Raw genomic sequence first — 26,672 nt, 5'->3', positions numbered from 1 at the left:
AGAAGAGAGATGAAAAGCACCCAAGGCAAAATCAACGAGCTGCTGACTGAGACAGGATGCGAACATAATCAGCACAAACAAGCAGAAAAGAAAAACAAATCATGCGCTCAACAGGCACAACCTGGCGCGGCTCAAGGGGGCTGTGCCTTTGATGGTGCAATGATTGCTTTAGTGCCGATCGCAGATGCAGCGCATCTAGTCCACGGGCCGATCGCCTGTGCTGGTAATTCCTGGGGCAGTCGTGGTAGTCTGTCGTCTGGCCCGCAACTCTACAAAATGGGCTTTACGACTGACTTGGGTGAAAATGATGTTATCTTTGGTGGCGAAAAGAAACTCTACAAAGCGATTCTAGAACTCAAAGAGCGTTACCAACCAGCAGCAGTATTCGTTTACGCCACTTGCGTTACAGCCTTAATTGGCGATGATATGGATGCTGTCTGCAAAGCGGCGGCTGAGAAAATTGGTATTCCTGTTATTCCCGTTATTGCCCCAGGATTCATTGGCAGTAAAAATCTGGGCAACCGTTTCGGTGGTGAAGCTTTATTAGAATATGTTGTCGGAACAGCAGAACCGGAACATACAACGCCCTATGATATTAACTTAATCGGCGAATACAACATCGCCGGGGAAATGTGGGGAGTAACACCACTGCTAGAAAAATTAGGCATCCGTATTCTGTCTAAAATTACGGGCGATGCTCGCTACGATGAAATTCGCTATGCCCACCGCGCCAAGCTCAACGTCATGATCTGCTCACGAGCGTTGCTGAATATGGCGAGAAAGATGGAGGAGCGTTACAACATCCCTTACATTGAAGAGTCTTTCTACGGCATCGATGATATGAATCGCTGTCTGCGAAACATCGCCGCTAAATTAGGCGATCCTGATTTACAGGAGCGGACAGAAAAACTAATTGCAGAAGAAACGGCTGCTTTAGATTTGGCATTGGCTCCCTATCGCGCTCGACTCAAAGGTAAGCGGGTTGTGTTGTATACAGGTGGTGTCAAGAGTTGGTCGATTATCTCGGCTGCTAGAGACTTAGGCATTGAAGTTGTTGCTACCAGTACTCGGAAAAGTACTGAGGAAGATAAAGCCAAAATCAAGAAGTTGATTGGCAACGATGGCATCATGCTGGAGAAAGGCAACGCTCAAGAATTGCTACAACTGGTTAAAGACACTCGCGCAGATATGCTGATTGCTGGTGGACGTAACCAATACACGGCTTTGAAAGCTCGAATTCCTTTCCTTGATATCAACCAAGAACGCCATCATCCTTATGCAGGTTATGTGGGAATGATTGAGATGGCGCGGGAACTTTACGAAGCTTTGTATAGCCCGATTTGGGAACAAATACGCAAACCCGCTCCTTGGGAAGAAGAGGAGGAAGTTTAAATGGCGGCTGTACCCTCGTTCCCAGACTCAGGCTGGGAACGCACTCCTGAAGGCTCTGCCTTCTTTATAGAGCAGATGAGGCAGAGCCTCACTGTCAGCATTCCCCGGCGGAGCCAGGGAACGAGAAAGTCCGCCCTGTGGAATGAGGAGGAAGTTTAATGGCGATCGTTACCGCTTCTAACAAAGCACTGACAGTTAATCCCCTCAAGCAAAGTCAAGCTTTGGGCGCAACCTTAGCCTTTTTGGGATTGAAAGGGACAATGCCCTTATTCCACGGTTCTCAAGGTTGTACTGCTTTCGCCAAAGTTGTCCTAGTGCGGCATTTCCGGGAAGCGATTCCCCTAGCTACGACGGCGATGACGGAAGTCACTACTATTTTGGGTGGTGAAGAGAATGTGGAGCAAGCAATTCTGACTCTGGTGGAAAAGGCTAACCCAGAAATTATTGGTTTATGTAGTACTGGGTTAACTGAAACCAGAGGCGATGACATTGAGGGTTTTCTGAAGGAAATCCGCGATCGCCATCCCGAATTGAATGATTTAGCGATCGTTTTTGCACCTACCCCAGATTTTAAAGGTGCGTTGCAAGATGGCTTTGCCGTTGCTGTAGAAAGCATAGTTAAGGAAATTCCTCGCGCGGGTGGACTCAGAACTGAACAAGTCACAATTTTGGCGGGTTCTGCTTTCACACCTGGGGATGTACAGGAAATCAAGGAAATGGTAACGTCCTTTGGATTAGTGCCGATCTTTGTACCTGACCTTGGCGCTTCTCTAGATGGTCATTTAGAGGATAATTATAGTGCGGTTACAGTCAGTGGAACTACCTTAAAACAGCTACGAGAAGTCGGTAGTTCTGCCTTTACCCTGGCATTGGGTGAAAGTATGCGGGGGGCTGCCAAGATTCTGGAAGAACGCTTTGGTACACCTTATGAGGTGTTTGGCGAACTGACTGGATTAGAACCAGTAGATGAATTTATCCAAGCATTGGCGATTCTGAGCGGTAACAGCGTACCCGAAAAATACCGCCGCCAACGTCGTCAGTTGCAAGATGCGATGCTGGACACCCACTTTTACTTCGGTGCAAAACGAGTTTCTTTAGCATTGGAACCAGACTTGTTGTGGTCAACAGTGCATTTCCTGCAATCGATGGGTAGTCAAATTCATGCTGTGGTGACAACCACGCGATCGCCTCTCTTAGAAAAACTCCCGGTTAAAAGCATCACCATTGGCGACTTGGAAGACTTTGAGAGTCTAGCGGGTGGTTCTGATTTGCTGATTGGTAACTCGAATGTGGGTGCGATCGCAAAACGCCTCTCGATTCCTCTTTATCGTCTAGGATTGCCCATTTATGACCGCTTAGGTAACGGCCAATTTACTAAAGTTGGCTATCGAGGCACGATGGAACTTTTGTTTGGCATAGGCAACCTGTTTTTAGAGGCAGAAGAAGCGAGAGTTAAACAGTTCCAAGAGTTCGGAACTGTGAGCGCAGAGTTTTGAATTCACACTTGAAATTCAAAACAGTTCAGTTAAGAGTTGATCCTCCCTAACCCTCCTTTTTAAGGCGTGTATATACAAGTCGAATTACCCCCCTTAATCCCCCCTTATAAAAGGGGGAAACAATAAATCAAATCTAGTTCCCTCCCCTTTATAAGGGGAGGGTTAGGGTGGGGTAAAACCTTGGTTAATCAGCTATTTCAGATTTGTATATCGTAGCTTTTCAAGGGGGATCTTCCGAGGCTAAATATCACTAACTGAACCGTATTGCTTCAAAATTCAAAACTTTAGAGAGGAGAATTACAATGAAAATAGCCTTCACGACGAGCGACCGAGTTCATATTAATGCTCACTTCGGATGGGCAAAAATGATTGATGTTTACGAAATTACCGATGAGGGATATCACTTCGTAGAAACCCTCACCTTTGAAGGTGAACTCAAAGAAGATGGTAACGAAGACAAAATCACCCCAAAACTTGAGTCAATAGGCGACTGTACGATTATTTACGTAACAGCAATTGGTGGTAGTGCCGCCGCTCGGTTAATCAAGAAAGGTGTCACCCCAGTGAAGGCGCGATCGGAAGAAGAAGAAATTAGTGAAGTGCTAAATAAGCTAGTGAAAACCCTCAAAGGTAATCCTCCACCTTGGTTGCGTAAAGCTTTGCAGCCCAAAACCACAAACTTTGCTGATGAAATTGAAGACGAAGCAACAGTATGACCGCAAATAACAGTGTGAACGGAACCGCTACAACTGAAGTCTTGAACTCACCTTTTCTTAAGGTATTAATCAAACAAATCCGTGGTCAAGACAGTTATGGAGTTTATCGTACTTGGTCGGATGAGTTGATTCTCAAACCCTTTATTGTCACCAAACAAAAGAAACGGGAAATCTCCGTTGAGGGCGAAGTTGATCCGGTAACTCAAGCCCGGATTATGGCATTTTTTCGGGCTGTAGCGGCTGGGATTGAACAAGAAACAGGTTTAATATCCCAGGTTGTAGTTGATTTGAGCCATGAAGGATTTGGCTGGGCGCTAGTCTTTTCTGGTCGTCTTTTGCTAACCGTGAAAACCCTGCGAGATGCCCATCGCTTTGGCTTTGACTCAGTAGAGAAATTAGCAGAAGAGGGAGAAAACTACGTCAAAAAAGGTCTTGATTTGGCGAAACGTTTTCCTGAAGTTGGAAAAATCTAACAATTTTAGATTTTGGATTTTGGATTTTGGATTCAAGTTTTAATCATTAGCTTCTTCACCATTTGATTAAAACAATATCATCCAATCCAAAATCTAAAATTTAAAATCGTTCGACTGAGCGTAGCCGAAGTCCAAAATCCAATGTGGAGTGGCTGATTGTGCAAGCAGAAGAAACGAGTATTGAGGAACTACAAGCAAAAATCAGACGCCTCAACAGTAAAGCAGGTCAAATGAAAATGGATCTGCATGATTTAGCTGAAGGTCTGCCAACAGATTACAAACAACTAATGGATGTTGCCGCCGCAACTTATGAAATCTATCGCCAGTTAGATGAACTTAAGCAACATCTTAAACAATTGGAGAATGCTAAATGACTGGAACTATTGATGAATTCAAGAAGCTCGTAGATGCAGAAGAATTTTTTCAATTCTTTAATATGTCCTACGACTTAGAAGTTGTAAATGTACATCGTCTACATATTCTGAAAAAGTTTTCTCAACACATGCAGGAAATTGATGATAATTCTCCTGACTTGAGTCAAGAAGAGAGACTAAATCAATATTCTTTGGCTTTGCAAAAAGCTTATCAGCTATTTATCGAATCGACAGCTTATGAACAAAAGCTGTTCAAAGTGTTTAACGACAAGCCGAAAAATGTAGTCACACTGACAGAAATCACTTCTGATTAGGAGGTATAAATTGGTTAACCTAACGCCTACCGAATTAGAACGCTATCGTCGCCAAATGATGCTTCCAAATTTTGGCGAAACAGCACAGAAACGCCTAAAGTCAGCGACAGTTTTGGTTACAGGTGTGGGAGGATTAGGCGGTACAGCGGCGCTTTACTTAGCAGTAGCGGGCGTTGGGCGGCTAATCCTAGTCCGGGGTGGTGACTTGCGGCTAGATGATATGAATCGTCAGGTTCTCATGACTGATGATTGGGTAGGTAAGCCAAGGGTATTCAAAGCTAAAGAAACTCTGGATGCGATTAATCCTGATGTCCAAGTGGAAATTGTTCATGATTACATCACCCCGGAAAATGTAGATTCGTTAGTGCAATCTGCTGATATGGCTCTTGATTGCGCCCACAATTTTACAGAGCGCAATTTGTTAAATGAAGCCTGTGTGCGATCGCGCAAGCCAATGGTGGAAGCTGCAATGAATGGGATGGAGGCTTACCTAACAACGATTATTCCTGGTGTGACTCCTTGTTTATCCTGTCTGTTTCCAGAAAAGCCTGATTGGGATCAGCGCGGCTTTTCAGTTCTAGGCGCTGTTTCTGGAACCCTAGCTTGTCTAACAGCACTGGAAGCTATCAAGTTGATCACCGGGTTTAGTCAGCCTCTATTATCGCAATTGCTGACAATCGACCTAAATCGGATGGAATTTGCTAAACGCCGTTCTCACCGCGATCGCTCTTGTCCAGTATGCGGCAATAGTGCGCCTTGGAGACACGCACAAGCTAATTCGATGGAACCCACAGGTATTACACAGAATAGTCATTAGTCATTGGTCACTTGTACTGAGCGAAGCCGAAGTATTAGTGAATAACAAAGGACAAATAACAACTGACAAATGACAACCCCCACCTGAAATCAGAACAACTAATCGCTACAAATCAGGAGACTTCATGGCCGTTATCTTATCAGAAAAAGCAGAATTCCATCTGCGGGCATTCCTCAAAGGTTCAGCACCCGACGCTAATGGCGCAACTAAAGGTGTCCGCATCTCGGTAAGAGATGGTGGTTGCAGTGGCTACGAATATGCGATCGATATCACCAGCAAGCCCCAACCAGATGATTTGGTAAGCCAGCAAGGCAAAGTGCTAGTTTACGTTGATGCCAAAAGTGCGCCCTTATTAGATGGAGTTATTGTTGACTTCGTTGAGGGAGTGATGGAAAGCGGTTTTAAATTCATCAACCCCAATGCAACTGATACCTGCGGTTGTGGAAAATCCTTCAAAACAGACGACGGTACGCCTACTGGTGTACCTTGCAGCTAAAGCTAATATCATTTCGTTAGTGCTAAGTCAATTGTAGAGATTTTTCATAGACACACTCCGCAGAGTTTCAATGCTCTTGAGGTAGCTTCTAGTTCGCATTGTATCCCTTACCCATATAGAGAAGCCGACTAAACTTAGTATCTCTGTAAGAAGAAGGGAAGCAAAAAGTAGGATAGGTTGCTCAAAAACTTCAGAAATTACACCAACTGTATAACGTTTGAGGAGAATCGGAAAATGGCTTCCTACCAAGTTAGATTAATCAACAAAAAAGAAGACATCGACACCACAATTGAAGTTGACGAAGAAACGACAATCTTGGAAGCAGCAGAAGAAAATGGTATTGAGTTGCCCTTTTCATGTCATGCAGGTTCCTGCTCTAGCTGTGTTGGTAAAGTTGTCGAAGGTGAAGTGAATCAAGACGATCAAAATTTTTTAGATGACGATCAGGTTTCTAAAGGATACGCTCTACTTTGTGTAACTTATCCTCGTTCTAATTGCACAATCAAAACACATCAAGAAGCGTATCTCGTATAAAGTATTACTTTGGTTGCTGCCTTTAGCGACCAAAGAAAAATGAAGGATGAAGGATGAAAATATACTTCCTTCTTCCCTTCCCAATTCCTAATTTATAATTAAAATGTTTACTCGTTTTAGTGTAACTGGCTGTTCATTAGAATTATTAAGAATAGGAGAGCAAGGAATCGTCACTTTCTGTAAAAGTCAGGATAAAAAAATCTTAAGCCAACTTATATCAATGGGAATAATATCAGGGGCTACTATCACTTTAAAACAAAACTTACCCTCTTTGATTATCACAATTGGAAACACAGATTTGGCACTAGATATAGGAAGTGTTCGCGCCATTTACGTTCGTATTGTTGATAATACAATTAATTAACATTTGGATATTAAAAATAGAGTGGCTTACTCTACAAGCCACTCTATTTTTCAATCAACAGCAACTATTACATCTGATGCTTTAATTACGGCATAAGCTTGTTTCCCTTCTGCAAGCCCTAGCTTTTCTGCCGATGATTTTGTGATGATTGACACTAGCTCTACTCCTGGTGCTAGTTCTAAAGTTATCTCAGTATTAACTGAACCATGTACAACTTGTTTGACAGTACCCTTAAGAGAATTACGAGCGCTAATTTCCATGTTTTTACTTACCAAACTTAACTATAGTAAAGTAGCAAGCTTTGATTTTAAAACTAGCTTTCTTTAAGATATCTTAATATTTTTGAAATAATTATCATTTATCTAATGTTGATGCCTCTACTTGACGAGTATTACAAAAATGCGTGGTCATTTACTGCAAAGCATAAAATAAAACAATTTAAACAAAACTAATATTGATGGATCTTATTATCAATATTAGTATAGCTGTTATTATTATGATTCAGTTCCTAGGAAACAGATTTTAGAAGCGATGGATACAAGCGATCGCTATCTTATAATTGATACTATAGCCAGTCCCCAATAATCAGCCAAAGTAATTATTTCTCGATTATGTAAATCTGTTAATATAAAAATTAACAAGTAAATATCCTTAGCAATAATTAACACAAGGATTGCTCGATGTCGCTATCTGAATTTGCAATTGTAGAAAGTACTCTCCGTGAAGGTGAACAATTTATAAAAGCCAATTTTTCCTCAGATGATAAAGTCGAAATTGCTGAGGCGCTTGGTGCATTTGGAGTTGAATATATAGAGCTAACTTCACCAATTGCTTCACCTCAATCTAGACAAGACTGTGAACGATTGGCTGGGTTAGGATTACCTTCCAAAATCTTAACTCACATTCGCTGTCACTTAGAAGATGCTAAAGTTGCTTTAGCTACAGGTGTAGCTGGGATTAATTTAACTATAGGTAGTTCTTCTTTGATGCGTCAGTTCAGTCATGGTAAAAATATTAATCAAATTATTGATTTAGCATCGGAAGTCTTAACTTTTATTCATCAGCAAGCTCCCAATATTGAGTTACGTTTTTCTGCTGAGGATTCGTCACGCACTTCCACAGAAGATTTAATAAAAATTTACTCGGCGATTGAGAAATTAGGAGTTGTCAAACGCATAGGAATTGCCGATACAGTAGGAATTAGTACCCCAATGCAAGTATTTGAATTAGTGAAGACTTTGCGCCAATTCACCAATTTAGATATTGAGTTTCATGGTCATAATGATACAGAATGTGCAAATGCTAACAGTTATACAGCACTGGAAGCAGGAGCAACTCATATCGATACTTGTGTGCTTGGTATTGGTGAACGCAATGGTATTACCTCACTAGCCGGATTTATCGCTAGGTTATATGCTGCAAATCCGGAGCAGATTAAGTGTAAATATCGCTTGGAAGAACTGGCTTACTTGCATGAATTAGTTGCGAGAAAAGTTGGAATTTCTATTCCTTTTAATCACTGTATTTTTGGGGAGAGTGCTTTTAGTCATAAAGCTGGTATTCATACTAAAGCTATGCTCAATAGTTCTGAGACTTATGAAGCTATTAACCCCCGGAGTTTTGGTGTAACTCGCTCAATTTTAATCAATCATAAATTAGCTGGTAAACAAGCGATTAATCACCGAGCTAATGAATTAGGACTTTCCTTTAATTTATCCCAGCTTAAAGATATTACTCATAGGTTGAAAGCTTTAGCTGATAAACAAAGTCTTACCATCGAAGATGTAGACAATATTTTATATTCTTATCATTGCCAGTAAATATTAAAATATACGCACTTAATCTCCAAGTGCAGATCCCCGACTTCTTGAAGAAGTAGGGGATCTAAATCCATCTATATCTGCTATTAATCTATCTTATGGAAGAAAACTGTAAAAATTACTGCTTTTCCATTATTTTTCAAGCTTTTTTAAGAAGAATGTTTGCTGTTCTTTATAAATGATTCATAATTTAAACTTATAAAATTGATAGCATATATGTAAGTTAAAATGATTTAAATAACATTTTTGCAAAAATGGTGAGCATTGCTCACCATTCTATTTGCCAAGCAAATTTATATTAGTAAAAAAGTTAACTGAGGAGTAGTTATGAATCGAAGCAACAGTCAAAAATTGAGTGACGTAACAACCCAATGGCTAATAGAAAAAGGCTATCATCCTGGTGATTTAAATCAGACAGGTGAAAATGGCGATACAGCTTTGATGAAAGCTACAAGAGAAGGAGTTTATGTAGTCGTCAAAGAACTAATTGATGCAGGTGTGGATATCAATGCTCGAAATAGCGATCGCAATAATGCTTTGTGGTTTGCTTGTTTTGGTAATCACTACGATTTAATTAATTTGCTGCTGGCTGTCAACATTAACATTGATAATCAAAATGATAATGGTGCAACTGTTTTAATGTACGCAGCATCAGCCGGAAAGACAGAAGTCGTCAAGTTACTTTTGCAACACCATCCTAATTTATATTTAAAAAACTTAGACGATTATAAAGCGATAGATTTTGCTAGCAACGTAGAAGTTTTAAGGTTACTTAAAAATGCCATCAAGTCAGATATCGGGCAAAGCTTATCATAACGCTACCAAGCATTCTTACTTATCGGTACAACTTGATCCAAATTATGTAGATGCTTCAACACAGCCATCTTCATTTAAAATTTATCCCAAGTTTTATCGGAGAGTGAAATTAAATCTCAATAATCCTGTTCATTCTTTTATCTCATTAACCAGTGCGATAACCCTGGAAAAAGTATATAAAGATGGCCCTTACAAATTACGGGTGAATCCATCAGCAGGCGCTCTGTATCCTACAGAAGTTTACGTACAGGTTCGCGGCATTGAGGGAATAGTAAATGGTATATACCATCTAGAAGTTGAGAATAATTGTCTAACTCTCATCTATGAATTAATTGATGATGGGTTAGAGAGTTATATTATACCGGGTAAAAGTATCAACGGATTCATCTTTTTAATTAGTTGTGTTTATTATAGGTCTAGCTGGAAATATCAAAACAGAAGCATAAGATATTGCTTATTAGATAGCGGACACCATTTAGGTGCGATCGCAGCTTCAGCTTTTCTCCACAAACGAGATATACAACTAATTTTTGACTTTGATAAACTTACCCTCAATTCCGATTTGGGATTTGAGAATAAAGAGTTTATCACCGCTTGTGTGGTGTCAGGAGAAGTACAAGACAAGAAAATCAGACACTTAAGGCTGAAAATTCCTTTTGTCTGTGGTACTGATTATTTTGAATCCAATCAATTCATTGAAGATGCCTATCAAGCAACTACTCTACAAAAGAGTCGCCAGCAAAAATTAGAGTATCCTCAATTTGATTTTGACAAGGATAAATTTTATCAAACTGTTTGGGATAGACGTTCTATTAGACGTTTCCGGAAAGAGGCTATTTCTCAAGAAGATTATTTATATGTAGTGCAACAACTTCAACAGTCAATACCGACAGAAAACTATGAAGAAATAGAAATTTACTCAGTGGTGCATCGAGTTAATGGAATGACACCTGGGTTATATAAAGGAACAAATCTGATTAAGACAGGTAATTTTAGTGAAAAGACAGGTTACTTATGTATTAATCAGGCTATTGCTAAAGATAGCGCTGTAACTTTATTTTTTGTGTCAGATTATTTAAATTATCAAACTGCTATGCAAATAGCTGGTTTTCTCGGACAGAGACTTTATTTAACTAGTAATTATTTGGGAATTCAGTGTAGTGGAATTGGTGCTTATTATGATGATGAAACCCAAGAATTATTAGAAACAAATAAAGATGTACTTTATGGAATGGTGATTGGAATATAAGCAGGAAGCTAAAGAGAGATGGCTAGAAAGATGTATTACTTAAATGGTGATGACTCACATCCTATGCAACCGACATCTGCGGATATTATACTGCGGCAGCAACTAGAGTATTCTATTAGCAGATACTTTTATGACGCTTGCGATCGCACGATTCAAAATCTTCTATCTGATTGCCGGTGGTATGTGACAACCCATGCTAATGCTCTAACATTGGTAATTGAATGTCCCGATCAGGTTACTAATTGGCGTATTTTACAAAAAATTGTGCCAATGGGGACATTACTCTACGGAATTGTCAGCAGTGCGAAAATCCGTGTTTGTCCCCCAGAAAGTCAAGGTATACCTTTTGAAATGAGGGTAGATGAACTTTCTGTTTATCGGGATTGGGCATAATTAAATTTTGGATTTTGGATTTTGGATTAGTTAATATTCTGTTTGATAAGTGCAGCTACATCTTCAAAAACCAAATCAGCAGAATGTTTAATAGCAGGACTTAACTCTAGTCCCAAACTAAGATTTGCCGCCTCAATTAAATAAACTGTCACATCTTCGGGAAAGTCATTTTGAAAGATTTTCCGTCCGGCGGCTAAAGCATTATCCCAACGAAAATCGTGCAAGTTATAACTAGGTTCGGGCAAAGCTTCCAGTTCTTTTCCTGGAACTTTAAACACAGCACCAGGTTCAGAACCAGTTGAACTTGCATCAATAATTACTAATTGTTTACTACCTCTAGCTTGAAACATTACTTCCATCCCTGCGGTGCCACAGTCATAAACTCGCACATCAGGGTGAGGGTTTTCAGCTAGATATTTTTGTAAGCGTTGGGCGATGATTACACCTACTGCGTCGTCACTGCGATTGAGATTTCCGCAACCAATAATAGTTAGCATAAGATGATATTTAATTATTTAAACAGTTGTAAATTCAGTTAAAGCACATTCACTTTGAGGTTTAAAAGCTAACGTAATATTACTTTTGGTAAACCCTGGCTTGAATAATCCACGTTATTAAAATGTTTTTTAGTGACTATGACCCAATTTGAAGTTTTGGAATGGTAGGATTTTTGGATGTTTGATAACATCTGCAAATTCCTCGCCGAAAACTTTTCCACTGACTTTGCCACTTGGCTGTTGGGAGAACCCATTTCCCTTACGGAGTTAAGTCCTTCTGAACTCTCGTTGGTTTACACCTTTTCTCAGAAGGCGATCGCTCAATTTCAGTTGCTTCAAAATATAAGTAATTTCTCACTATAATTTGATAAATTTACAGACAAAAACAGACAATTAAGATTGACTTAATATTAAAAACACTGTCTGCAATAACCCTATAACAAAACCCAGGACACCACCTAAAGTCACAATTGCCTGCAATTCATTTTTGACAATTCCCTCAATCGCATTTTCTAAATCAGCTGGTGAAGTTGATTTCACACGGTCAACTATCACTTCATCTATTGACAAAATTGGAATTACCTGTGCCACAATTGCTTCTAAATCTTTTTCCAAATATTTCTCTAAAATTAGAGCCAATTCTTGACTCATTACTTCTAAAGAAGTATTGACAACTGGTGAAGTACTAAGGCGATTCAGCAGTACTACAGCAATATTTTCCCAATCAACAGAATCAGTTAATCCTTGTAAAAAATCGCTACCACTGTTTTGCAGGTAATGACGGACACTTTCGCGGGTGGTTTTTCTTAGTTGGCGCACCGTACCAATTGGCAAGTTTTGTAATGATAAATTTTGCAAGAATTTCCGAATGCGATCGCGCACCTGCAATTCTTGAGTCAATTCCTGCAAGCGAGTATTGGTAGCCTCCTTTTCATCCAAGCAAAAAGTCCGTAGCCGTGTAAGAGTGTTACGTAAGCCAAACAAATTTGCTACTACCCAATAAGTCCCACTGGTTTTTTCGCGGAATCCTTCATCAATAATTTGAATCGTGCGATCGGTCAAAAAATCAACTATCGCTTGGCGCAGCAGATCCGGTGGTAAAACTACCTCCAACAACCAATCAACAAGCCGCGTGGCTTGTTCTTCACTCAGTTGAAATTCCAGCAATATCTGGTCAAAAATCTGATTTATTTGCGCTTCTAAAAAGTCTTCACGTCGCGCCAAAACCTTGAGTAACCGTGGTAAGGATTCCCCTAGTAAATCCCGCAAAATTCCGGCTACAATTTTGGTACTTTTCTGATTTTTATCTGTTTTGATTTGTTCAATCGCCAGCCGCAACAACCAGATAATTGCTGCTTGCACGCGTTCTGTTTGCAACAAACGCCGGGCCAGATTTTGCAATTCTTGTGGTGTCAGCAGTGACCCCATGATTGTATTGGAAATGTTCTTAGCTAGACGTTCCTGGTTGCGGGGAATCAATCCAGGGGTGAAGGGTACTCTTCGTCCAGCAATATAAATTGCTCGGTAAGGACGGAACAACATTTTAATGGCTATATCATTTGTGAAATAGCCAATAATTCCACCCAGTACCGGGGGAGCGACATAAAACCAAAGATGAAACCAGTCCACAGGATTTTGGATTTTGGATTTTGCGGTGCAGCGCTGCGGACGGGTTTCCCTCCGCAGGCGACTGCACCAAGACGGATTTTGGATTTTAGATTAGAAATTAGGGATTGGGGATTGGTAATTGGCGGTTATTAGTTATGATTTATTTTTCCACTAACTACTAACGATTTTCCATTAGCCATTAACGATTCCGCAGTCCCCAATCCAAAATCCCAAATCTAAAATTTGCTGACTACCAGCATTCCCATCATACCGTTCACAATGGGGTAGTGTGTGGCAATAGCAAAACCAACTTGATGAGCTAACTCTATTTGCTCTTTGCCGATGGGAAAACGGTCTAAGCTGGGACTGATGTAAGCATATTCTTCTTTTAAGCCTAAATAATTGGCAACTGGCACCACGAAACCGTCCAGATACAACTGCTGAAAGGCGCGTAGCTGAGGATTGCTCGGTCGATGAAAGTCTAAAATTGCGGCTTTAGCACCCGGCTTCAAAACGCGGTGTAACTCTTGGAGACTGCGAGGAATATCTTTAACGTTCCTTAAACCATAGCCCATTGTTGCGGCATCAAATTGGTTATCTTCAAAGGGTAAGTTTAGCACATCGGCTTCTACCCAGGCGATCGCAGGTTGGGGATACTGCTTTTGGGAACGTAATGAAGCAGTTTCTAGCAGGTTTGGGGAAAAATCTACTCCATACACCTTGCCTGTCGCTCCCACACGCCTCGCCAAACGTAAGGCTAAATCACCGCTGCCGCAACACAAATCTAATGCAGTATCGCCCGGTTTAACTGCACTCCATTTTACTGCCATTTCCTTCCAGATTCGATGCTGTCCCAGACTCAACCAATCGTTCAACTGGTCATAAACTGGAGCAATACGGTTAAAAATGGACTTAATTTCGTTAGTCATTAGTCATTGGTCATTGGACATGGGGCATTGGGCATTGGGCATTGGGCATTGGTTTTTGACTAATGACTAATGACAATTACACAATGGTTTAATGAGAGCGGCTACTAGTGAGAGCGATCGCTACCAGTTGCGCTGATAAATTAATTAGGGTTAATTCATCTTCCCGCAAAGTGCAGGGTTGCTTCCACTGTAGTGATAATACGCCCAAAAGTTCGTTCCGGTAGCTAATCGGGATCACTAAATGTGCTTGCACACCCGTATTTTGGTAGTGAATAGCATCAACTAATTTAGTGTCTTTAACTACATTTAAAGAAACTTGGATTTGCCCAGTGGCGATCGCTTCTTTTGTTAGCGGGTCTTCAGATAACCAATTTTCTATTGTACCTGTTTCGCTGTAAGTTCCTTGAGTCGCAACCAGAGTATTTCCATCTGTAAGTTGTAAAATACAGCCTTCTGCCCCAAAAGTCTCACTCACAGCCCTAGCAATGGGAGCAAGTGTTTCCTCTAAGCTAGAAGCAGCTTGAGTTACCTGTACCAAAACACTCAGCAGCGCCATTTGAGCATGAGCGCGGCGTAATTCTTCTGTACGTTGCTTGAGCAAGTCGTAAGTTTCTGCTGCTCTTTGCACCACTGCCTTCAGTTCCCCTGGGTCCCAAGGCTTGGTGATATATTTGTAGACTTGCCCCGCATTAATCGCTTCTACCAAGTCTTCAATATCAGTAAATCCAGTGAGAATTATTCTCACCGTATCGGGAAACTGAGGTACAGTCTTACTGAGAAACTCAGTCCCTTTCATCTCTGGCATCCGTTGATCGGAGATAATTACCGCTACCTCCCCTTCTGTTGCCAAAACTTGTAGGGCGTTCACTCCACTATCAGCTTTTAGAACATTAAAGTCGCGTCGAAATGTGCGATAAAGCAGATCGAGATTATCTGGCTCATCGTCAACTACCAGGATTTTCAGCTTTTTTGGTCGTTCGAGAGTCATTACTTGATATTGGACTTTATCAATTTCAACACTGGGATTATCCATAAGATATTTCCTTTAAATATTTACTCTCTTGTTATATTCCATACCAAGTTTAGTTGAGAATAGCCGAAAATTGCCAAGGGTTTATACGGAGTTATTTTGCATATTTTAAAACGCTAATAGTGGGCGCTACAGAGTAAATTTGCTGCGGAATTCTTTCTTTCTGCTTCCTATCTCCCACCTCCTGCCTCAAAACCCGTAGCTTTGTACTTCATGTCAAAGAAAACTGCTGTAAGTTTCCACAGATGAACTTAAGGCAGTCTGTCTGGGGTAGTTCATAGATTAGAATAAGACTTGCTCATGAGGTATTAACCAACCTCTCAAGTTGAAGTTCGCACTCCGATTATGACTGATCTACCACCCAACGCTCAGAATCCCGAAGACAATGCTACTAACGATGTAGCACAAGAGTTACTGCGAAGGCTGAGGCAAAAACAAGGCAACTGGGTGGAATGGGGAACGGCGATCGCCTCGTTGCTAAAAGCCGGTTACAATCCCCAAGACATTTTTGAGGCGACTGGATTTGAGCCAATTCAACAAAATCAGGTGGTTGTTGGTTCTCAAGTTTACAATTCTTTAGAAAAGTTTGGAGTATCGGAAGCAACGCGATCGCACTACGCCACACGTGGAAGTGATGTTTTATACGAACTGCGTTTGCTCACCCAAGAAGAACGCGCCGCCGCCGCCGAACTCATCTTCGTCCACAATGTTGATGCCGATGAGGCACGGGAAATAGCCAAAGCCCTGAAAGAGTTCTCTTATTACCGCAGTTTACCAGAAGGGTTTTCTGCCCATCCTGGGGATGCTGTTGCTCATCAAGTTTGGAAACTGGCACGCCAAAATGCAGATTTACAACAACGATCGCGCCTAATTGCCAAAGGTTTGCGTTTTGCTCACACGCCAGCAGCAAGGCAAAAAATTGAACAACTACTGACTGATTTTACTACTGTTCCCCAACGTCCAGCGCCAATTTTACCCTTTTACCGCCTGGAGTTTGAAGAACAATTACCCCGAATCTTGCCTGTAGTCGGTGAGTTGCCATTGTCACGCCAAGACTTGCAAGCAGTGCCTATACTCACAGAAATTGAACCATTTCGCCTAGTCAAGTTTTCTGGAGAACAAGCTTGGGTTCCCTTACCAGGTTGGCAAGTGCTGTTAGCGGCAGAAGATCCAGTTGTGATTTTAGCGAATAGCGATCGCTTCCCCATCCAAACTCAAAGCCAAATAGGGCCAGTCGTAGTAGTGATAGATCGTGCCCAACGAGAATGGGATGCCTCCAGCTACTTTGTTGTTGAAAATGGTGGTGAATTAGATTTTCAGTGGTTTGAAACTGAACCAGAAATTCCTTTATTAGGACAAATTATCATTATTGTGCGTCCTAAGAAAATTCTGGATGAAGAATTAACTAAAGATTCCTGGCAGATTGACGAATAAATTCAATTTTCAATACTGTTCGGTTAAGGAAAGAGACGCGATGAATCGCTGTCTTTACAAGAATTCAGTCCTTTGTCTTGACGGCGATTTATCGCGTCTTTGCGATTTATAATTTTCATCAAAAAACCTTAACCGAACCCTATTGATTCAATTTTTAGACTCCCGCACCCGCAAGGTGTGGGAGTCTTGAAGATTATATTAGCTAGAACAAGAATCTTAATAAATCAATATATCAGGGAAGCAAAATTCTTAAGAAATTAAGTATTTTTTTTGTTATTTTCGCTTTTCCGCTATCTTCATATTTTATCACCCCAATTATTGAATTAAAAACAATTTCCTATTGTTTCGATTTAGTTTGATAACGAAACAAACACGATGCATTTCCTGTTGAAATTAATAACTCAAGCATTGCCCAACATAGCGATCGCTCGTTTGTAGCTGAACAAGGAGTTTTCCGAAAATGTCTCTCACTAAACGTTGCTTGGCTGAATTTATTGGTACATTCTGGCTTGTTTTAGGTGGTTGTGGTAGCGCTGTTCTAGCCGCAGCCTATACAGCGGATGCTGCAAAAATCAGTGAAAATACTTCTTTTCCATTGGGTATTGGATTAGTCGGTGTATCTTTGGCGTTTGGGCTTACCGTCCTCACCGGAGCTTATGCTCTTGGTCATATTTCTGGTGGGCATTTCAATCCAGCTGTTTCTTTTGGATTGTGGGCAGGTAGGCGCTTTCCGGCCTCTGACTTACTACCTTACATCGTCTCTCAAGTAATCGGTGCAGTTGTTGCTGCGGGCATTATCTACCTGATTGCTAGCGGCAAAACTGGATTTACCCTAAGTGGCTCCAACCCATTGGCTACCAACGGTTACGGTACTCATTCTCCAGGTGGTTACACGCTATTTTCTTGCCTGATTACAGAAGTTGTAATGACTTTCATGTTTCTGCTAATTATTCTGGGTGTGACTGATAGCCGCGCTCCTAAAGGATTTGCACCATTAGCAATTGGTTTTGGACTCACCTTGATTCACTTAATTAGCATTCCTGTAACCAACACCTCGGTTAATCCCGCCCGTAGTACGGGAGTTGCTATATTTGCAGGTGTAAAACTTTTTTCGCAAGTCTGGCTGTTCTGGATAGCTCCGATTTTGGGGGCGATTTTAGCCGGATGGTTGTATGTAGCTGTTTTTAGTGAATCAACTGTGGATGAACGGCAAACTATCAAAGAACTAGTGTAAAAGTCATTTTCTGTACAATTTGCCCCGGTATTTCTAGCTTTTATCGGCAGTTCATCAATGTTCAGTTGAAGTTGCGTAGGTGCAATCCACATTATATTGGTGTCAACTTAACGCGAAACAACTCGTCCGTCGGAAATTGAACTTCCCGCCTCATAGATAAAGTCATCTGAAGATGACTAAATATCGCCAAAAATCTCCAGTCTACTTCAGCAGACTTAAGCTATTAGCTTGAAAATTTATTCCCTGGCGGGTGACCAAGCCCCGTTGGGGCGGGAGTAGGGAGTAGGGAGTAGGGGAAAAACTAGCCCCAACAACCAGCTTCGTTACAAGCCCCGTCTTTCAAGACGAGAGCAAAGGCCTGTGGTTTCAAGCCCCGACCAATGCCGTCTTCCCTACTCCCTACTCCCTGTTCCCTAGTCCCTGTTTGTTGACATTTCGTTTTGAGATTCCTTAATAATCCTCCGACTTAGAGAGCAAATGAACCAAGCAAAGTTTGTTTTGTCGGGGGATTATTAATTTTATTTCTAGCAGAAACGCTTAGATCGCCGTCTTAGTGCTTGACAGGATAATTAAGTGTATATACACTTAATTTATGCAAGACCAAACTACTCAATTAGCTCTACTTAAAAAAGTTGCAGCTACCTGTACCTGTTTTAATCTCCGCAAAGCATCTCGCACAGTTACACAACTTTTTGATGAGATTTTGCAACCAAGTGGGGTTTTGGCTAACCAGTTTACCTTGCTGACTGCAATCAACTTAGCTGGCTCAGTAACAATCACGCGCCTAGCTCAAGAATTAGTTATGGATCGAACCACTCTGACACGTAACCTCAAACCACTAGAAAAGCAGGGATTGCTCCAGATTCAGCCAGGACAGGATCAACGGATGCGGGTGATCAGTTTAACAGATAAAGGACAAGCCGCTTTGACCGAGGCTTTACCTTTATGGGAGGTAGCCCAAACTCGTGTATTAGAACAATTAGGGCAAGAACGATGGAGTACTTTGTTATCAGGTTTGTCTGATACTGTATCCTTGCTGCATAAAGGCTAATTTTTTTTCTCAAAAAGGTGTATATACACATATTTCTGAATTAGGAAACCTCTATGTCTAAATTTGACGATCATCCAACAGTCAGACAGTATCGCGAGCAAAGGACTATCGATGATTCCACGATCGCTTCTCCTTTAGATGCTGATTGGCTACGTAGTCTGTGCTTGGAGCTAGGAGCGGATGATGTTGGCTTTGTAGAGATTGATCGCCCAGAGATTGCTGCTCAACGCCAGGATATTCTTGTAGCTTTTCCACCGACGAAGACACTAGTTAGTTTTGTGTGTCGCATGAATCGGGAGAATGTTCGTAGTTCAGAGCGATCGCTAGCTAACGTAGAATTTCACACTACAGGCGATGAAGTCAACCAAATTGCTCATGAGATTGTTGCTACCCTTGAACAAAAAGGAATTCGAGCTTTAAATCCAGCAATGGGTTTTCCAATGGAAATGGATCGCTTTCCAGGGAAAATTTGGGTTGTTTCCCACAAACCTGTAGCTGTAGCCGCAGGTTTAGGTCACATGGGGATTCACCGCAACGTTATTCATCCCAAATTTGGCAACTTTATTTTACTTGGGACGATTTTGATCGAAGCTGAAGTAATTAAATATAACAAACCAATTGACTATAACCCCTGCCTGGAGTGCAAATTATGTGTAGTAGCTTGTCCAGTAGGAGCTATTGGTGGTGATGGACATTTCAACTTCTCAGCTTGTTACACTCACAATTATCGAGAGTTTTTGGGAGGATTCACCGATTGGGTAGAAGATATTGCCGAAAGTAAAAGTGCCCATGACTACCGTCAAAAAGTGAATGATTCGGAATCAGCATCAATGTGGCAGAGTCTTGCTTTCAAATCAAACTATAAAGCAGCTTATTGTGTAGCTGCTTGTCCAGCTGGGGAAGATGTAATTGGTCAATTTTTGAGGAATAAGAAAGGCTTTGTTAAAGAAGTAGTCCGACCCTTACAAGATAAAGAAGAAACTATTTATGTTGTTCCAGGTTCCGATGCCCAAGACTACGTAGCGAGAAGATTTCCACACAAAAAAGTTAAGCAAGTTAGCAACAGCCTTCGCCCTAATTCTATTCAAGGGTTTCTTTTCGGGTTGCCTCTGGTATTTCAAAGGAATCAATCAGTAGGACTGGATGCTATTTACCACTTCACATTCACTGGAAAGGAACAATGTCAGGCGACAGTCATAATTAAAGATAAGACAATTCAGGTGGAAAATAGTCATATTGGAACAGCCAATATTCACATTTCTGCCGACAGCCACACCTGGCTTCAGTTTCTAGCCAAGGAACAGAATATTGTTTGGGCGCTAATCAGGAGGAAGATCCGCGTTCGAGGATCGTTACGTTTACTTCAGGCTTTTGGAAAATGTTTTCCCTGATGAATTACTGTAATCGAATATTTACAAAATTTTTTTCCAGGGTTTGTAGTAAGCACTTTAGTATAGGACTAATATTTGATTTCTGAAAAAACTCAGTACAACTAAGAAGCCTTATTGACTGTACCAAGATTGCCTATTGCCTATTGCCTGTCTACGCAAATTCGTTCAGAAATCAAAGCGGATTTCTATAGTTAAAAAATAATGCCTGAACTTCTAACTACGAAATAACTTACTAATCCAATAAAACTAGACAGACTACTATCAACAATTTAGTAATTTGAGATTAATAATCACCTAAAATTATTTATGTATGTGATTTTTGAATTAAATCCAAAATCTCAAATCTCAAATTTTATATGTCCGACTCTAAATTTACTATTCCTGTTGTTCAAGAATTACTTGACTCAGAATTGTCTGAGCGATCGCCAGTTCCTTCTTTAAAAGAGAAAATTCTCGCAATCCGCGACAGTTTACGCCCAGGACAACAGCAAATGGCTGACTGGCAATCTGGCCCTTTGGCGATTTCCGCCGTTCCTGGTGCAGGAAAATCTACAGGTATGGCGGCGGCGGCAGCGATCGCGATCGCCCGTCAATATGAACGTTCATCCTCGCGCCGTCAATTGGTAGTCGTTACTTTTACTCGCTCTGCTGCTGCCAATATTAAAGCCAAGATTCGTAAATTCTTACGAGATGATTTATCCCTACCTCAGATGGGCTTTTTTGTCTATACCTTACATGGTCTAGCATTGAACATTGCCAGCCGCCATTCTGATTTGTCGGGTTTGCAGTTAGAAAATGTCACATTAATTACACCAACCCAAAGTCATCGTTTTATCAGAACTGCTGTAGAACAATGGATTGGAAATAATCAAGATAGATATTTGCGGTTATTGGAAGGTCATCAATTTGACGGAGAAGAGACAGAAAGGTTACGTCGTCAATCAGTGCTGCGAACAGAAGTCTTGCCAGAATTAGCGAATACGGTAATTCATGAAGCCAAAAGTTCTGGAATATCGCCAGAATTGTTGCGGAAGTGGAGTCAACAAACCACAGACGAATATGCAATTTTGAGTATAGCGGCGGGATTGTATGAGCAATATCAAAACTTAATGCGATCGCGTGACTTCATTGATTACGACGATATGATTTTAGCCGCACTGCGGGTTTTAGAAAATGACAGCGCCCGTCGCATCGAGCAAAATCAAGTATTCGCCGTCTTTGAAGACGAAGCCCAAGATTCTAGCCCGCTTCAAACGCAGTTATTAGAAATTTTGGCGAGTGATGCGGATAATTCTTCACTCCTAACAGACGCGATGAATCGCGTCTCTACTGGTGACTCTTGTACAGACGCGATTCATCGCGTCTCTCCTAACTCCCCACTCAACTTAGTCCGAGTTGGCGACCCTAATCAGGCGATTAACTCTACCTTTACTCCAGCCGATCCGATTTATTTCCGGCAATTTTGCGAAGAGTGCGATCGCATCGAACGATTGGCAACGATGGATCAAGCTGGTCGCAGTACTAGAATTATCATTGAAGCTGCTAACTTTGCCCTCACATGGATCAATAATCAGTGGTTAGCAAAAACCAATAACGGACAACAGATTCCTGACAACCGACAAGTCCCATTTCGCTTGCAGACAATTCGCCCTGTTAATGCTGGTGATCCGCAAACTAACGCCAACCCCGCACCAGTAGGACGAGGTTTAGAACTTTATACACCGCGTGATATTCATCAGACCGTTGAATTGTTATCTCAAAGGGTGATTGAGTTATTTGGCGAAGACCCAACAAAAAATAGTGCAGCGATTTTAGTCAGAGAAAATCGTCAAGGACGCTGGCTAGGAGAGGCTTTAGCACCTGTGTGCAAAGAGCATAATATTACACTTTACGATGTGGGAGAACGCGATCGCCGTTCCCATGTCCCCCAAGAAATTTTGGCATTATTGCAATTTTGCGATCGCCCCCACTCCCCCGATTATCTCAAAGCCGCCCTAGAAGCCTTAGTCCAGCGCCAATTAATTCCTACCCAAGACCTCAACGCCCTTGCTAGTCTACCAGAAGAATTTTTGTATCCTAGTCCACTAGCAGCACCCCAATCAGAAACAGTACAAAAAGCTGCTCGTTTGTGTCGCAATTTACTTCGCGCTCGCCTAGAACTGCCTCTTTATCAGCTAATTTCCTTTCTCGCCTTGACCTTAAATTACGACCAAGCAGAATTGGCAACTGCTGACAAACTCGCAGAACGGGTTAACCAGCAGATAGCTGGCAATAGTTCAATGAGTGGGATGCTTTCAGCCTTAAGTGAAATCGTCAGTTCTGAACGGTTTGAACCAGTGGAAACCGAGGATTCGGAAGAACGTTACACTCGTCGCGGTCAACTGACAATTATTACCATGCACAAAGCCAAAGGGCTGGATTGGGACTATGTGTTTCTTCCCTTTCTCCACGAAAACTTGATTCCTGGCAGGTTTTGGGTTCCTCCCCAAAGTCAATTTTTAGGCGACTTTACCTTATCAGAAGTAGCCCGCGCTCAAATTCGCGCTACTCTCCACGAAGAATCTACCATACCGGATGTTAGTCAGGCATGGGAGGTGGCAAAGAATTTGAAAACATCTGAAGAATATCGTTTACTCTATGTTGCCATGACACGAGCGAAGCTTCTTTTGTGGATGTCTGCGGCGCAGAAAGCGCCCTTTACTTGGAGTAAACCAGATAATTTACAAGAACAAGCGCCTTGTCCCGTGTTTCCGGCATTAAAACGCCAGTTTCCTGAATGTGTGATGAATTTAGCGGCAATGATCAAATAGGGATTGGGCATGGGGCATGGGGCATTGGGCATTGGGAAGAAATCTTTGGTGTTCCCCTTGTCCCCACTTGTTACAAAGAAACTGAATTGAGAGTGCAACGTCAAACAAACTGTTCAATTTAAAAAAATATATGAAATCAATCATCCAAGCATCTGCTTTACTCAAAAGCACCTTTCAGTCACCCAGAGGAGTTTTATTGACGCTGGCGTTGACAAGCTTGCTCTCTTGTGGGTTTGGGCTTGCTGAAAACAACTTCGCTGGGGCTATTCCTCGCCCAGACAGTACTCAATTGTCCCAAAGACCCCAATCGCAAGGAAATAAGTTACCGAAGGCGATCGCTAATCAAATTTTACAGGATGCTTCCAAGCGTTCCGGCATACCTAAACGGCAATTACGGATTACTCAAGTTACATCGAAAACCTTTGGTAATCCTTGTGAGTTCAATTTTGGAGAAATTTGTACTAGGGAATATAACCCCGTTGAAGGTTGGGAAGTAGTTGTCAGAGTCCGCAAAGATTCGTGGACTTACCGTGTAGATAAATCTGGAAAGCAAATCGTTTTAGATCCGCAGGTGAGTGCTTTACAGACATTGCCGAAAGCGATCGCAGATGCAGTTTTAAAGGATGCCTCAAAGCGTTCTGGGGTGAGGATTTCCGATTTAAAAATCACTCAAGCTACATCAAAAACCTTTGGAAACCCCTGTCAATTTAACTTTGGCGAAGTCTGCACCCAGCAGTACGACCCTGTTGAAGGCTGGGAAGTGATTGTCAAGGTTAAAGAGCAATCTTGGACTTACCATGTGAATAAATCCGGTTCGCAAATTGTTTTAGATCCTAAAGTCAGCGCCACTGGAAAAAGTTATTGAAGAAGAATTCAGAATTCAGAATTCAGAATTCAGAATCAAGACGTTTGCGCTAGCAGTCGGGTATTCAGACTCGCCAGGGAATTGTTGTAACACCAAATCGTAAATTTGGTGAAATTTTAAACCCGATTATTCAGGCGATCGCGGACTTAACTCTAAGCGTACTCCTACGGAGAAGCAAGCTACGCGCTAGCGTCTCCAAAGGAGAAGAGAGGCTTTATGCTACGGTATCCACCATTTGTACAAAATTCTGACTCCTGAATTCTGACTCCTGAATTCTGACTCCTGAATAGCGATCGCGATTGATTAAATCCTTTATTTAATTGCAGTTATAGCAATTTTAATAGTATATAATAATGGATCGTGTCGAATCAAAGCTAGACCCATGCCTAAACTAAAGACTCGTAAAGCTGCGGCAAAGCGATTCCGTGCCACCGGCACCGGTAAAATCGTCCGTCGTAAAGCGTTCAAAAGCCACCTTTTAGAACACAAATCTTCTGACAAAAAGCGTGGTATGCGCCAAAGTGCGCTTGTACATGAACGTGATGAACTTAACGTTCGCTTGATGCTCCCATATTTGTAAGTATTTTAGGAAATTAAGATATGACTCGGGTAAAACGCGGTAATGTAGCTCGGAAGCGCCGCAATAAAATTCTCAAACTAGCTAAAGGTTTTCGCGGTTCCCATTCAACTCTGTTTAGAACTGCCAACCAACAAGTGATGAAGGCGCTACGGAGTGCCTACCGCGATCGCAAAAAGAAAAAGCGCGATTTTCGTCGCCTCTGGATCACCCGCATCAACGCTGCTTCAAGACAACACGGCTTGAGCTACAGCCAGTTGATCGGTAACTTGAAAAAAGCTGATATCCAACTAAATCGCAAGATGTTGGCGCAATTGGCAGTCCTCGATCCAGCTAGCTTCGGCAAAGTTGCTGAATTGGCAAATCAAGCTAAAGGATAAAGGTGGTAAGGGATGTATAACAGATGTAACAGATGGCAAGTAATTACTCGGTTACATCTGGTATTATCCGCCACTATTTTTTTGATTTTTTGCTTTTCCATAGTGGGGACGGGATTAACTGCATCTGCTGCCGAAATGTCAGAAATTCAGCAGCGGGGATATTTAAATATTGCCGTGAAAGATAACTTGCGTCCCTTGGGATTTAAAGATGCCAACGGAGATTTGCAAGGCTTAGAAATTGACTTGGCAAAGCGTTTGGCAACTGACTTGGTTGGTAAAGCCGAGGCTATCAGATTAAAACCTGTAGCGAATCGCGATCGCCTATCTGTAGTCTTAGACAAGAAAGTTGATTTTGCGATCGCTAGAGTCACCGCAACCGAATCTCGCAGCCGCATAGTTAGTTTCAGTGTTCCCTACTATTTGGATGGCACTGTATTAGTTACAAAAGATGCCTCTGTACAGAAATTGAGTGATTTGGCAAAACAAAAAATTGCCGTACTCAACAACTCCAGTACTATTGCTCAAGTACGGTACTATGTGCCAAATGCCGAGTTAGTAGGAGTGAATTCATATCAAGAAGCGCGAGAGCAAATAGAAAATAATGCCGCCGCCGCCTTTGCCGCAGATGCTAGCGTTCTAAGCGGTTGGGTGCAACAATATCCTCAATATCGGCTACTGCCAACTAAGCTATCAACTGAACCATTGTCTGTAGTAATGCCCAAGGGATTGCAGTACGATGAGTTTAGACGAAATGTGAATCAAGCGATCGCTCGTTATTTAGAAGAAGGTTGGCTCCAGCAACGCTCTCAATACTGGGGTTTACCATAAATTAGTCATTGGTCATTGGTCATTAACGAATAACAAATGACAAATGACAAATAACAAACTTTATAATATTTGTATTTGCACCAATGGATAACAGTCTAGCCGTTGTTTATCTCTCAATTTTGGTGGTTATACTCACAATTGCAGCCGTGAGTGTTTTTCGCCAGATTTTCAAAACTCGCAAGATTGAAGGCGCTTTTGCAAGGTTGCGAAAGAAGTTAGAGAAAGAAAAGGGTACGACTCAAGAATATTATGAGTTAGCCAGTATTTATTCAGAAAAAAAAATGTATTCCCAAGCGACCGCGCTATTTCAAAAAGCTCTCAAAGCTGCTGAAGAAGAGGAAGAAGAAGATATCGCCCCCATTTACAACGGGCTGGGCTATATTTATTTTATCCAAGAGCAATATGACTTAGCAATTCGTCAGTATAAAGAAGCTCTAAAATCGAAACCAGACTACGTGACAGGATTGAATAATCTCGGTCACGCCTACGAAAAGAAAAAATTAACTACTCAGGCGTTACAAAGTTACGAAGAAGCACTCAAATTGTCTCCAAATAACCCTATTGCTAAACGTCGTGCTGAGTCTTTACGCCGTTTGGTTTCTGCGTAAATTGGATATTGGGAATTGGGGATTGGGAATTGAATTTTAGAAAAACTCTTCCCCAGTCCCCAGTCCCCAGTCCCCAACGATTAACAAATTAATTTAGCTTTAGCCTCTTAATTTATCGGTTTTCAATCTTAGGCTTGGAAATAGATAACTATAAGTCTTTTGTAAAAATGTAAAAG

At 41.5% G+C, this 26,672-nt stretch carries 31 protein-coding genes and 1 pseudogene; 27 read left to right on the top strand and 5 right to left on the bottom strand.

Annotation, left to right across the window (positions count from 1 at the left end):
- Positions 1-9: 9 nt before the first annotated feature.
- The 11 genes from nifE to A4S05_RS10605 all read left to right on the top strand — a co-directional run bounded on the left by nifE (position 10) and on the right by A4S05_RS10605 (position 6,976).
- Positions 10-1,392 (top strand): nitrogenase iron-molybdenum cofactor biosynthesis protein NifE, encoded by a 1,383-nt coding sequence (nifE, locus tag A4S05_RS10650; RefSeq protein WP_069069806.1) that lies wholly within the window; start codon positions 10-12, stop codon positions 1,390-1,392.
- Positions 1,393-1,551, top strand: coding sequence for a hypothetical protein (locus A4S05_RS41480; protein WP_176726968.1), 159 nt, complete (start codon positions 1,393-1,395; stop codon positions 1,549-1,551). It begins immediately after the preceding gene.
- On the top strand, positions 1,551-2,888 hold the full coding sequence (gene nifN, locus A4S05_RS10645; protein ID WP_069069805.1) for a nitrogenase iron-molybdenum cofactor biosynthesis protein NifN: 1,338 nt from the start codon (positions 1,551-1,553) through the stop codon (positions 2,886-2,888). The genes A4S05_RS41480 and nifN overlap by 1 nt, the downstream gene beginning before the upstream one ends.
- A gap of 302 nt (positions 2,889-3,190) precedes the next feature.
- The gene (gene nifX / locus A4S05_RS10640; protein WP_069069804.1) at positions 3,191-3,604 is read left to right on the top strand and encodes a nitrogen fixation protein NifX; all 414 of its coding nucleotides are present in this window, start codon (positions 3,191-3,193) and stop codon (positions 3,602-3,604) included.
- Positions 3,601-4,077: a NifX-associated nitrogen fixation protein gene (locus A4S05_RS10635; protein WP_069069803.1), complete on the top strand. Its 477-nt coding sequence runs from the start codon at positions 3,601-3,603 to the stop codon at positions 4,075-4,077. The genes nifX and A4S05_RS10635 overlap by 4 nt, the downstream gene beginning before the upstream one ends.
- A gap of 158 nt (positions 4,078-4,235) precedes the next feature.
- The gene (locus A4S05_RS10630; RefSeq protein ID WP_069069812.1) at positions 4,236-4,451 is read left to right on the top strand and encodes a CCE_0567 family metalloprotein; all 216 of its coding nucleotides are present in this window, start codon (positions 4,236-4,238) and stop codon (positions 4,449-4,451) included.
- Positions 4,448-4,765: a nitrogenase-stabilizing/protective protein NifW gene (nifW, locus tag A4S05_RS10625; RefSeq protein ID WP_069069802.1), complete on the top strand. Its 318-nt coding sequence runs from the start codon at positions 4,448-4,450 to the stop codon at positions 4,763-4,765. The genes A4S05_RS10630 and nifW overlap by 4 nt, the downstream gene beginning before the upstream one ends.
- Before the next feature lie 10 nt (positions 4,766-4,775).
- Positions 4,776-5,582 carry a HesA/MoeB/ThiF family protein gene (locus A4S05_RS10620; RefSeq protein WP_069069801.1) on the top strand — a complete coding sequence of 269 codons (807 nt, stop codon included), beginning with the start codon at positions 4,776-4,778 and terminating at the stop codon, positions 5,580-5,582.
- Positions 5,583-5,706: 124 nt separating this feature from the next.
- Entirely contained in the window at positions 5,707-6,078 is a 372-nt protein-coding gene (locus A4S05_RS10615) for a HesB/IscA family protein (protein ID WP_069069800.1), read from the top strand.
- A 234-nt stretch (positions 6,079-6,312) separates the two neighbouring features.
- Complete coding sequence (locus tag A4S05_RS10610) at positions 6,313-6,612, top strand: 2Fe-2S iron-sulfur cluster-binding protein (protein ID WP_069069799.1); 300 nt, start codon at positions 6,313-6,315, stop codon at positions 6,610-6,612.
- 103 nt (positions 6,613-6,715) lie between these two features.
- Positions 6,716-6,976 carry a FeoA family protein gene (locus A4S05_RS10605; protein ID WP_069069798.1) on the top strand — a complete coding sequence of 87 codons (261 nt, stop codon included), beginning with the start codon at positions 6,716-6,718 and terminating at the stop codon, positions 6,974-6,976.
- A 50-nt stretch (positions 6,977-7,026) separates the two neighbouring features.
- On the opposite strand, the gene A4S05_RS10600 is transcribed toward A4S05_RS10605, so the two are convergent.
- A complete protein-coding gene (locus A4S05_RS10600; protein ID WP_069069797.1) occupies positions 7,027-7,236 on the bottom strand; it encodes a TOBE domain-containing protein in 210 nt (69 codons plus the stop codon).
- A 420-nt stretch (positions 7,237-7,656) separates the two neighbouring features.
- Here A4S05_RS10600 and lysS point away from each other — a divergent pair, with 420 nt between their 5' ends.
- From lysS to A4S05_RS10580, 4 genes are all read left to right on the top strand, one after another.
- Positions 7,657-8,796, top strand: a complete 1,140-nt coding sequence (gene lysS / locus A4S05_RS10595; protein ID WP_069069796.1) for a homocitrate synthase — start codon at positions 7,657-7,659, stop codon at positions 8,794-8,796.
- Between the two features lie 327 nt (positions 8,797-9,123).
- A complete protein-coding gene (locus A4S05_RS10590) occupies positions 9,124-9,612 on the top strand; it encodes an ankyrin repeat domain-containing protein (RefSeq protein WP_069069795.1) in 489 nt (162 codons plus the stop codon).
- On the top strand, positions 9,575-10,861 hold the full coding sequence (locus tag A4S05_RS10585; RefSeq protein ID WP_069069794.1) for a nitroreductase family protein: 1,287 nt from the start codon (positions 9,575-9,577) through the stop codon (positions 10,859-10,861). The genes A4S05_RS10590 and A4S05_RS10585 overlap by 38 nt, the downstream gene beginning before the upstream one ends.
- A gap of 18 nt (positions 10,862-10,879) precedes the next feature.
- Positions 10,880-11,254 (top strand): hypothetical protein, encoded by a 375-nt coding sequence (locus A4S05_RS10580; RefSeq protein WP_069069793.1) that lies wholly within the window; start codon positions 10,880-10,882, stop codon positions 11,252-11,254.
- 26 nt (positions 11,255-11,280) lie between these two features.
- On the opposite strand, the gene A4S05_RS10575 is transcribed toward A4S05_RS10580, so the two are convergent.
- Positions 11,281-11,751: a hydrogenase maturation protease gene (locus tag A4S05_RS10575; RefSeq protein ID WP_069069792.1), complete on the bottom strand. Its 471-nt coding sequence runs from the start codon at positions 11,749-11,751 to the stop codon at positions 11,281-11,283.
- A 177-nt stretch (positions 11,752-11,928) separates the two neighbouring features.
- Between A4S05_RS10575 and A4S05_RS40175 the strand changes: the two are divergent.
- Positions 11,929-12,042, top strand: a pseudogene (locus A4S05_RS40175) (flagellar assembly protein H); the annotation flags it as partial.
- A 102-nt stretch (positions 12,043-12,144) separates the two neighbouring features.
- Here the strand turns inward: A4S05_RS40175 and A4S05_RS10570 are convergent.
- Positions 12,145-13,380, bottom strand: a complete 1,236-nt coding sequence (locus A4S05_RS10570; protein WP_069069791.1) for a DUF445 domain-containing protein — start codon at positions 13,378-13,380, stop codon at positions 12,145-12,147.
- Here A4S05_RS10570 and A4S05_RS41475 point away from each other — a divergent pair.
- Positions 13,366-13,512 (top strand): hypothetical protein, encoded by a 147-nt coding sequence (locus A4S05_RS41475; RefSeq protein WP_176726967.1) that lies wholly within the window; start codon positions 13,366-13,368, stop codon positions 13,510-13,512. The two genes, A4S05_RS10570 and A4S05_RS41475, sit on opposite strands and share 15 nt — an antisense overlap.
- 83 nt (positions 13,513-13,595) lie before the next feature.
- Here the strand turns inward: A4S05_RS41475 and ubiE are convergent, their stop codons facing one another.
- The gene (ubiE, locus tag A4S05_RS10565; RefSeq protein WP_069069790.1) at positions 13,596-14,288 is read right to left on the bottom strand and encodes a bifunctional demethylmenaquinone methyltransferase/2-methoxy-6-polyprenyl-1,4-benzoquinol methylase UbiE; all 693 of its coding nucleotides are present in this window, start codon (positions 14,286-14,288) and stop codon (positions 13,596-13,598) included.
- A gap of 88 nt (positions 14,289-14,376) precedes the next feature.
- On the bottom strand, positions 14,377-15,321 hold the full coding sequence (locus A4S05_RS10560) for a response regulator (protein ID WP_069069789.1): 945 nt from the start codon (positions 15,319-15,321) through the stop codon (positions 14,377-14,379).
- 342 nt (positions 15,322-15,663) lie between these two features.
- On the opposite strand from A4S05_RS10560, the gene A4S05_RS10555 reads away from it, so the two are divergent.
- From A4S05_RS10555 to A4S05_RS10510, 10 genes are all read left to right on the top strand, one after another.
- The gene (locus tag A4S05_RS10555) at positions 15,664-16,752 is read left to right on the top strand and encodes a RuBisCO accumulation factor 1 (RefSeq protein ID WP_069069788.1); all 1,089 of its coding nucleotides are present in this window, start codon (positions 15,664-15,666) and stop codon (positions 16,750-16,752) included.
- 460 nt (positions 16,753-17,212) lie between these two features.
- A complete protein-coding gene (aqpZ, locus tag A4S05_RS10550; RefSeq protein ID WP_069069787.1) occupies positions 17,213-17,986 on the top strand; it encodes an aquaporin Z in 774 nt (257 codons plus the stop codon).
- A 592-nt stretch (positions 17,987-18,578) separates the two neighbouring features.
- Positions 18,579-19,037 carry a MarR family winged helix-turn-helix transcriptional regulator gene (locus A4S05_RS10545; protein WP_069069786.1) on the top strand — a complete coding sequence of 153 codons (459 nt, stop codon included), beginning with the start codon at positions 18,579-18,581 and terminating at the stop codon, positions 19,035-19,037.
- Between the two features lie 53 nt (positions 19,038-19,090).
- Positions 19,091-20,428: an SCP2 sterol-binding domain-containing protein gene (locus A4S05_RS10540; protein WP_069069785.1), complete on the top strand. Its 1,338-nt coding sequence runs from the start codon at positions 19,091-19,093 to the stop codon at positions 20,426-20,428.
- A gap of 356 nt (positions 20,429-20,784) precedes the next feature.
- The gene (locus tag A4S05_RS10535) at positions 20,785-23,238 is read left to right on the top strand and encodes an ATP-dependent helicase (RefSeq protein ID WP_069069784.1); all 2,454 of its coding nucleotides are present in this window, start codon (positions 20,785-20,787) and stop codon (positions 23,236-23,238) included.
- 130 nt (positions 23,239-23,368) lie between these two features.
- Positions 23,369-24,103: a hypothetical protein gene (locus A4S05_RS10530; protein WP_069069783.1), complete on the top strand. Its 735-nt coding sequence runs from the start codon at positions 23,369-23,371 to the stop codon at positions 24,101-24,103.
- Between the two features lie 382 nt (positions 24,104-24,485).
- On the top strand, positions 24,486-24,683 hold the full coding sequence (gene rpmI / locus A4S05_RS10525; protein ID WP_069069782.1) for a 50S ribosomal protein L35: 198 nt from the start codon (positions 24,486-24,488) through the stop codon (positions 24,681-24,683).
- 20 nt (positions 24,684-24,703) lie between these two features.
- Positions 24,704-25,060, top strand: a complete 357-nt coding sequence (gene rplT, locus A4S05_RS10520; RefSeq protein ID WP_069069781.1) for a 50S ribosomal protein L20 — start codon at positions 24,704-24,706, stop codon at positions 25,058-25,060.
- 12 nt (positions 25,061-25,072) lie between these two features.
- Positions 25,073-25,888 carry a transporter substrate-binding domain-containing protein gene (locus A4S05_RS10515; protein WP_069069780.1) on the top strand — a complete coding sequence of 272 codons (816 nt, stop codon included), beginning with the start codon at positions 25,073-25,075 and terminating at the stop codon, positions 25,886-25,888.
- A gap of 83 nt (positions 25,889-25,971) precedes the next feature.
- Positions 25,972-26,496, top strand: a complete 525-nt coding sequence (locus A4S05_RS10510) for a tetratricopeptide repeat protein (RefSeq protein ID WP_069069779.1) — start codon at positions 25,972-25,974, stop codon at positions 26,494-26,496.
- Positions 26,497-26,672 lie beyond the last annotated feature (176 nt).

Source organism: Nostoc sp. KVJ20, from assembly GCF_001712795.1.
GTDB lineage: Bacteria > Cyanobacteriota > Cyanobacteriia > Cyanobacteriales > Nostocaceae > Nostoc.
The sequence above is the reverse complement of the archived record's forward strand: the minus strand, read 5'-3'. Positions and strand labels throughout refer to the sequence as shown.

Coding starts and splice junctions, on each gene's coding strand:
- A4S05_RS10610 (WP_069069799.1), top strand. CDS start 6,313: ATGGCTTCCTACCAAGTTAGATTAATCAACAAAAAAGAAGACATCGAC.
- nifN (WP_069069805.1), top strand. CDS start 1,551: ATGGCGATCGTTACCGCTTCTAACAAAGCACTGACAGTTAATCCCCTC.
- nifE (WP_069069806.1), top strand. CDS start 10: ATGAAAAGCACCCAAGGCAAAATCAACGAGCTGCTGACTGAGACAGGA.
- A4S05_RS10530 (WP_069069783.1), top strand. CDS start 23,369: ATGAAATCAATCATCCAAGCATCTGCTTTACTCAAAAGCACCTTTCAG.
- A4S05_RS10600 (WP_069069797.1), bottom strand. CDS start 7,236: ATGGAAATTAGCGCTCGTAATTCTCTTAAGGGTACTGTCAAACAAGTT.
- A4S05_RS10605 (WP_069069798.1), top strand. CDS start 6,716: ATGTTTACTCGTTTTAGTGTAACTGGCTGTTCATTAGAATTATTAAGA.
- A4S05_RS41480 (WP_176726968.1), top strand. CDS start 1,393: ATGGCGGCTGTACCCTCGTTCCCAGACTCAGGCTGGGAACGCACTCCT.
- aqpZ (WP_069069787.1), top strand. CDS start 17,213: ATGTCTCTCACTAAACGTTGCTTGGCTGAATTTATTGGTACATTCTGG.
- lysS (WP_069069796.1), top strand. CDS start 7,657: ATGTCGCTATCTGAATTTGCAATTGTAGAAAGTACTCTCCGTGAAGGT.
- A4S05_RS41475 (WP_176726967.1), top strand. CDS start 13,366: ATGAAACCAGTCCACAGGATTTTGGATTTTGGATTTTGCGGTGCAGCG.
- A4S05_RS10510 (WP_069069779.1), top strand. CDS start 25,972: ATGGATAACAGTCTAGCCGTTGTTTATCTCTCAATTTTGGTGGTTATA.
- A4S05_RS10535 (WP_069069784.1), top strand. CDS start 20,785: ATGTCCGACTCTAAATTTACTATTCCTGTTGTTCAAGAATTACTTGAC.
- nifW (WP_069069802.1), top strand. CDS start 4,448: ATGACTGGAACTATTGATGAATTCAAGAAGCTCGTAGATGCAGAAGAA.
- nifX (WP_069069804.1), top strand. CDS start 3,191: ATGAAAATAGCCTTCACGACGAGCGACCGAGTTCATATTAATGCTCAC.
- rpmI (WP_069069782.1), top strand. CDS start 24,486: ATGCCTAAACTAAAGACTCGTAAAGCTGCGGCAAAGCGATTCCGTGCC.
- A4S05_RS10575 (WP_069069792.1), bottom strand. CDS start 11,751: ATGCTAACTATTATTGGTTGCGGAAATCTCAATCGCAGTGACGACGCA.
- A4S05_RS10540 (WP_069069785.1), top strand. CDS start 19,091: ATGTCTAAATTTGACGATCATCCAACAGTCAGACAGTATCGCGAGCAA.
- A4S05_RS10635 (WP_069069803.1), top strand. CDS start 3,601: ATGACCGCAAATAACAGTGTGAACGGAACCGCTACAACTGAAGTCTTG.
- A4S05_RS10560 (WP_069069789.1), bottom strand. CDS start 15,321: ATGGATAATCCCAGTGTTGAAATTGATAAAGTCCAATATCAAGTAATG.
- A4S05_RS10545 (WP_069069786.1), top strand. CDS start 18,579: ATGCAAGACCAAACTACTCAATTAGCTCTACTTAAAAAAGTTGCAGCT.
- A4S05_RS10515 (WP_069069780.1), top strand. CDS start 25,073: ATGTATAACAGATGTAACAGATGGCAAGTAATTACTCGGTTACATCTG.
- ubiE (WP_069069790.1), bottom strand. CDS start 14,288: ATGACTAACGAAATTAAGTCCATTTTTAACCGTATTGCTCCAGTTTAT.
- A4S05_RS10585 (WP_069069794.1), top strand. CDS start 9,575: ATGCCATCAAGTCAGATATCGGGCAAAGCTTATCATAACGCTACCAAG.
- A4S05_RS10590 (WP_069069795.1), top strand. CDS start 9,124: ATGAATCGAAGCAACAGTCAAAAATTGAGTGACGTAACAACCCAATGG.
- rplT (WP_069069781.1), top strand. CDS start 24,704: ATGACTCGGGTAAAACGCGGTAATGTAGCTCGGAAGCGCCGCAATAAA.
- A4S05_RS10555 (WP_069069788.1), top strand. CDS start 15,664: ATGACTGATCTACCACCCAACGCTCAGAATCCCGAAGACAATGCTACT.
- A4S05_RS10580 (WP_069069793.1), top strand. CDS start 10,880: ATGGCTAGAAAGATGTATTACTTAAATGGTGATGACTCACATCCTATG.
- A4S05_RS10615 (WP_069069800.1), top strand. CDS start 5,707: ATGGCCGTTATCTTATCAGAAAAAGCAGAATTCCATCTGCGGGCATTC.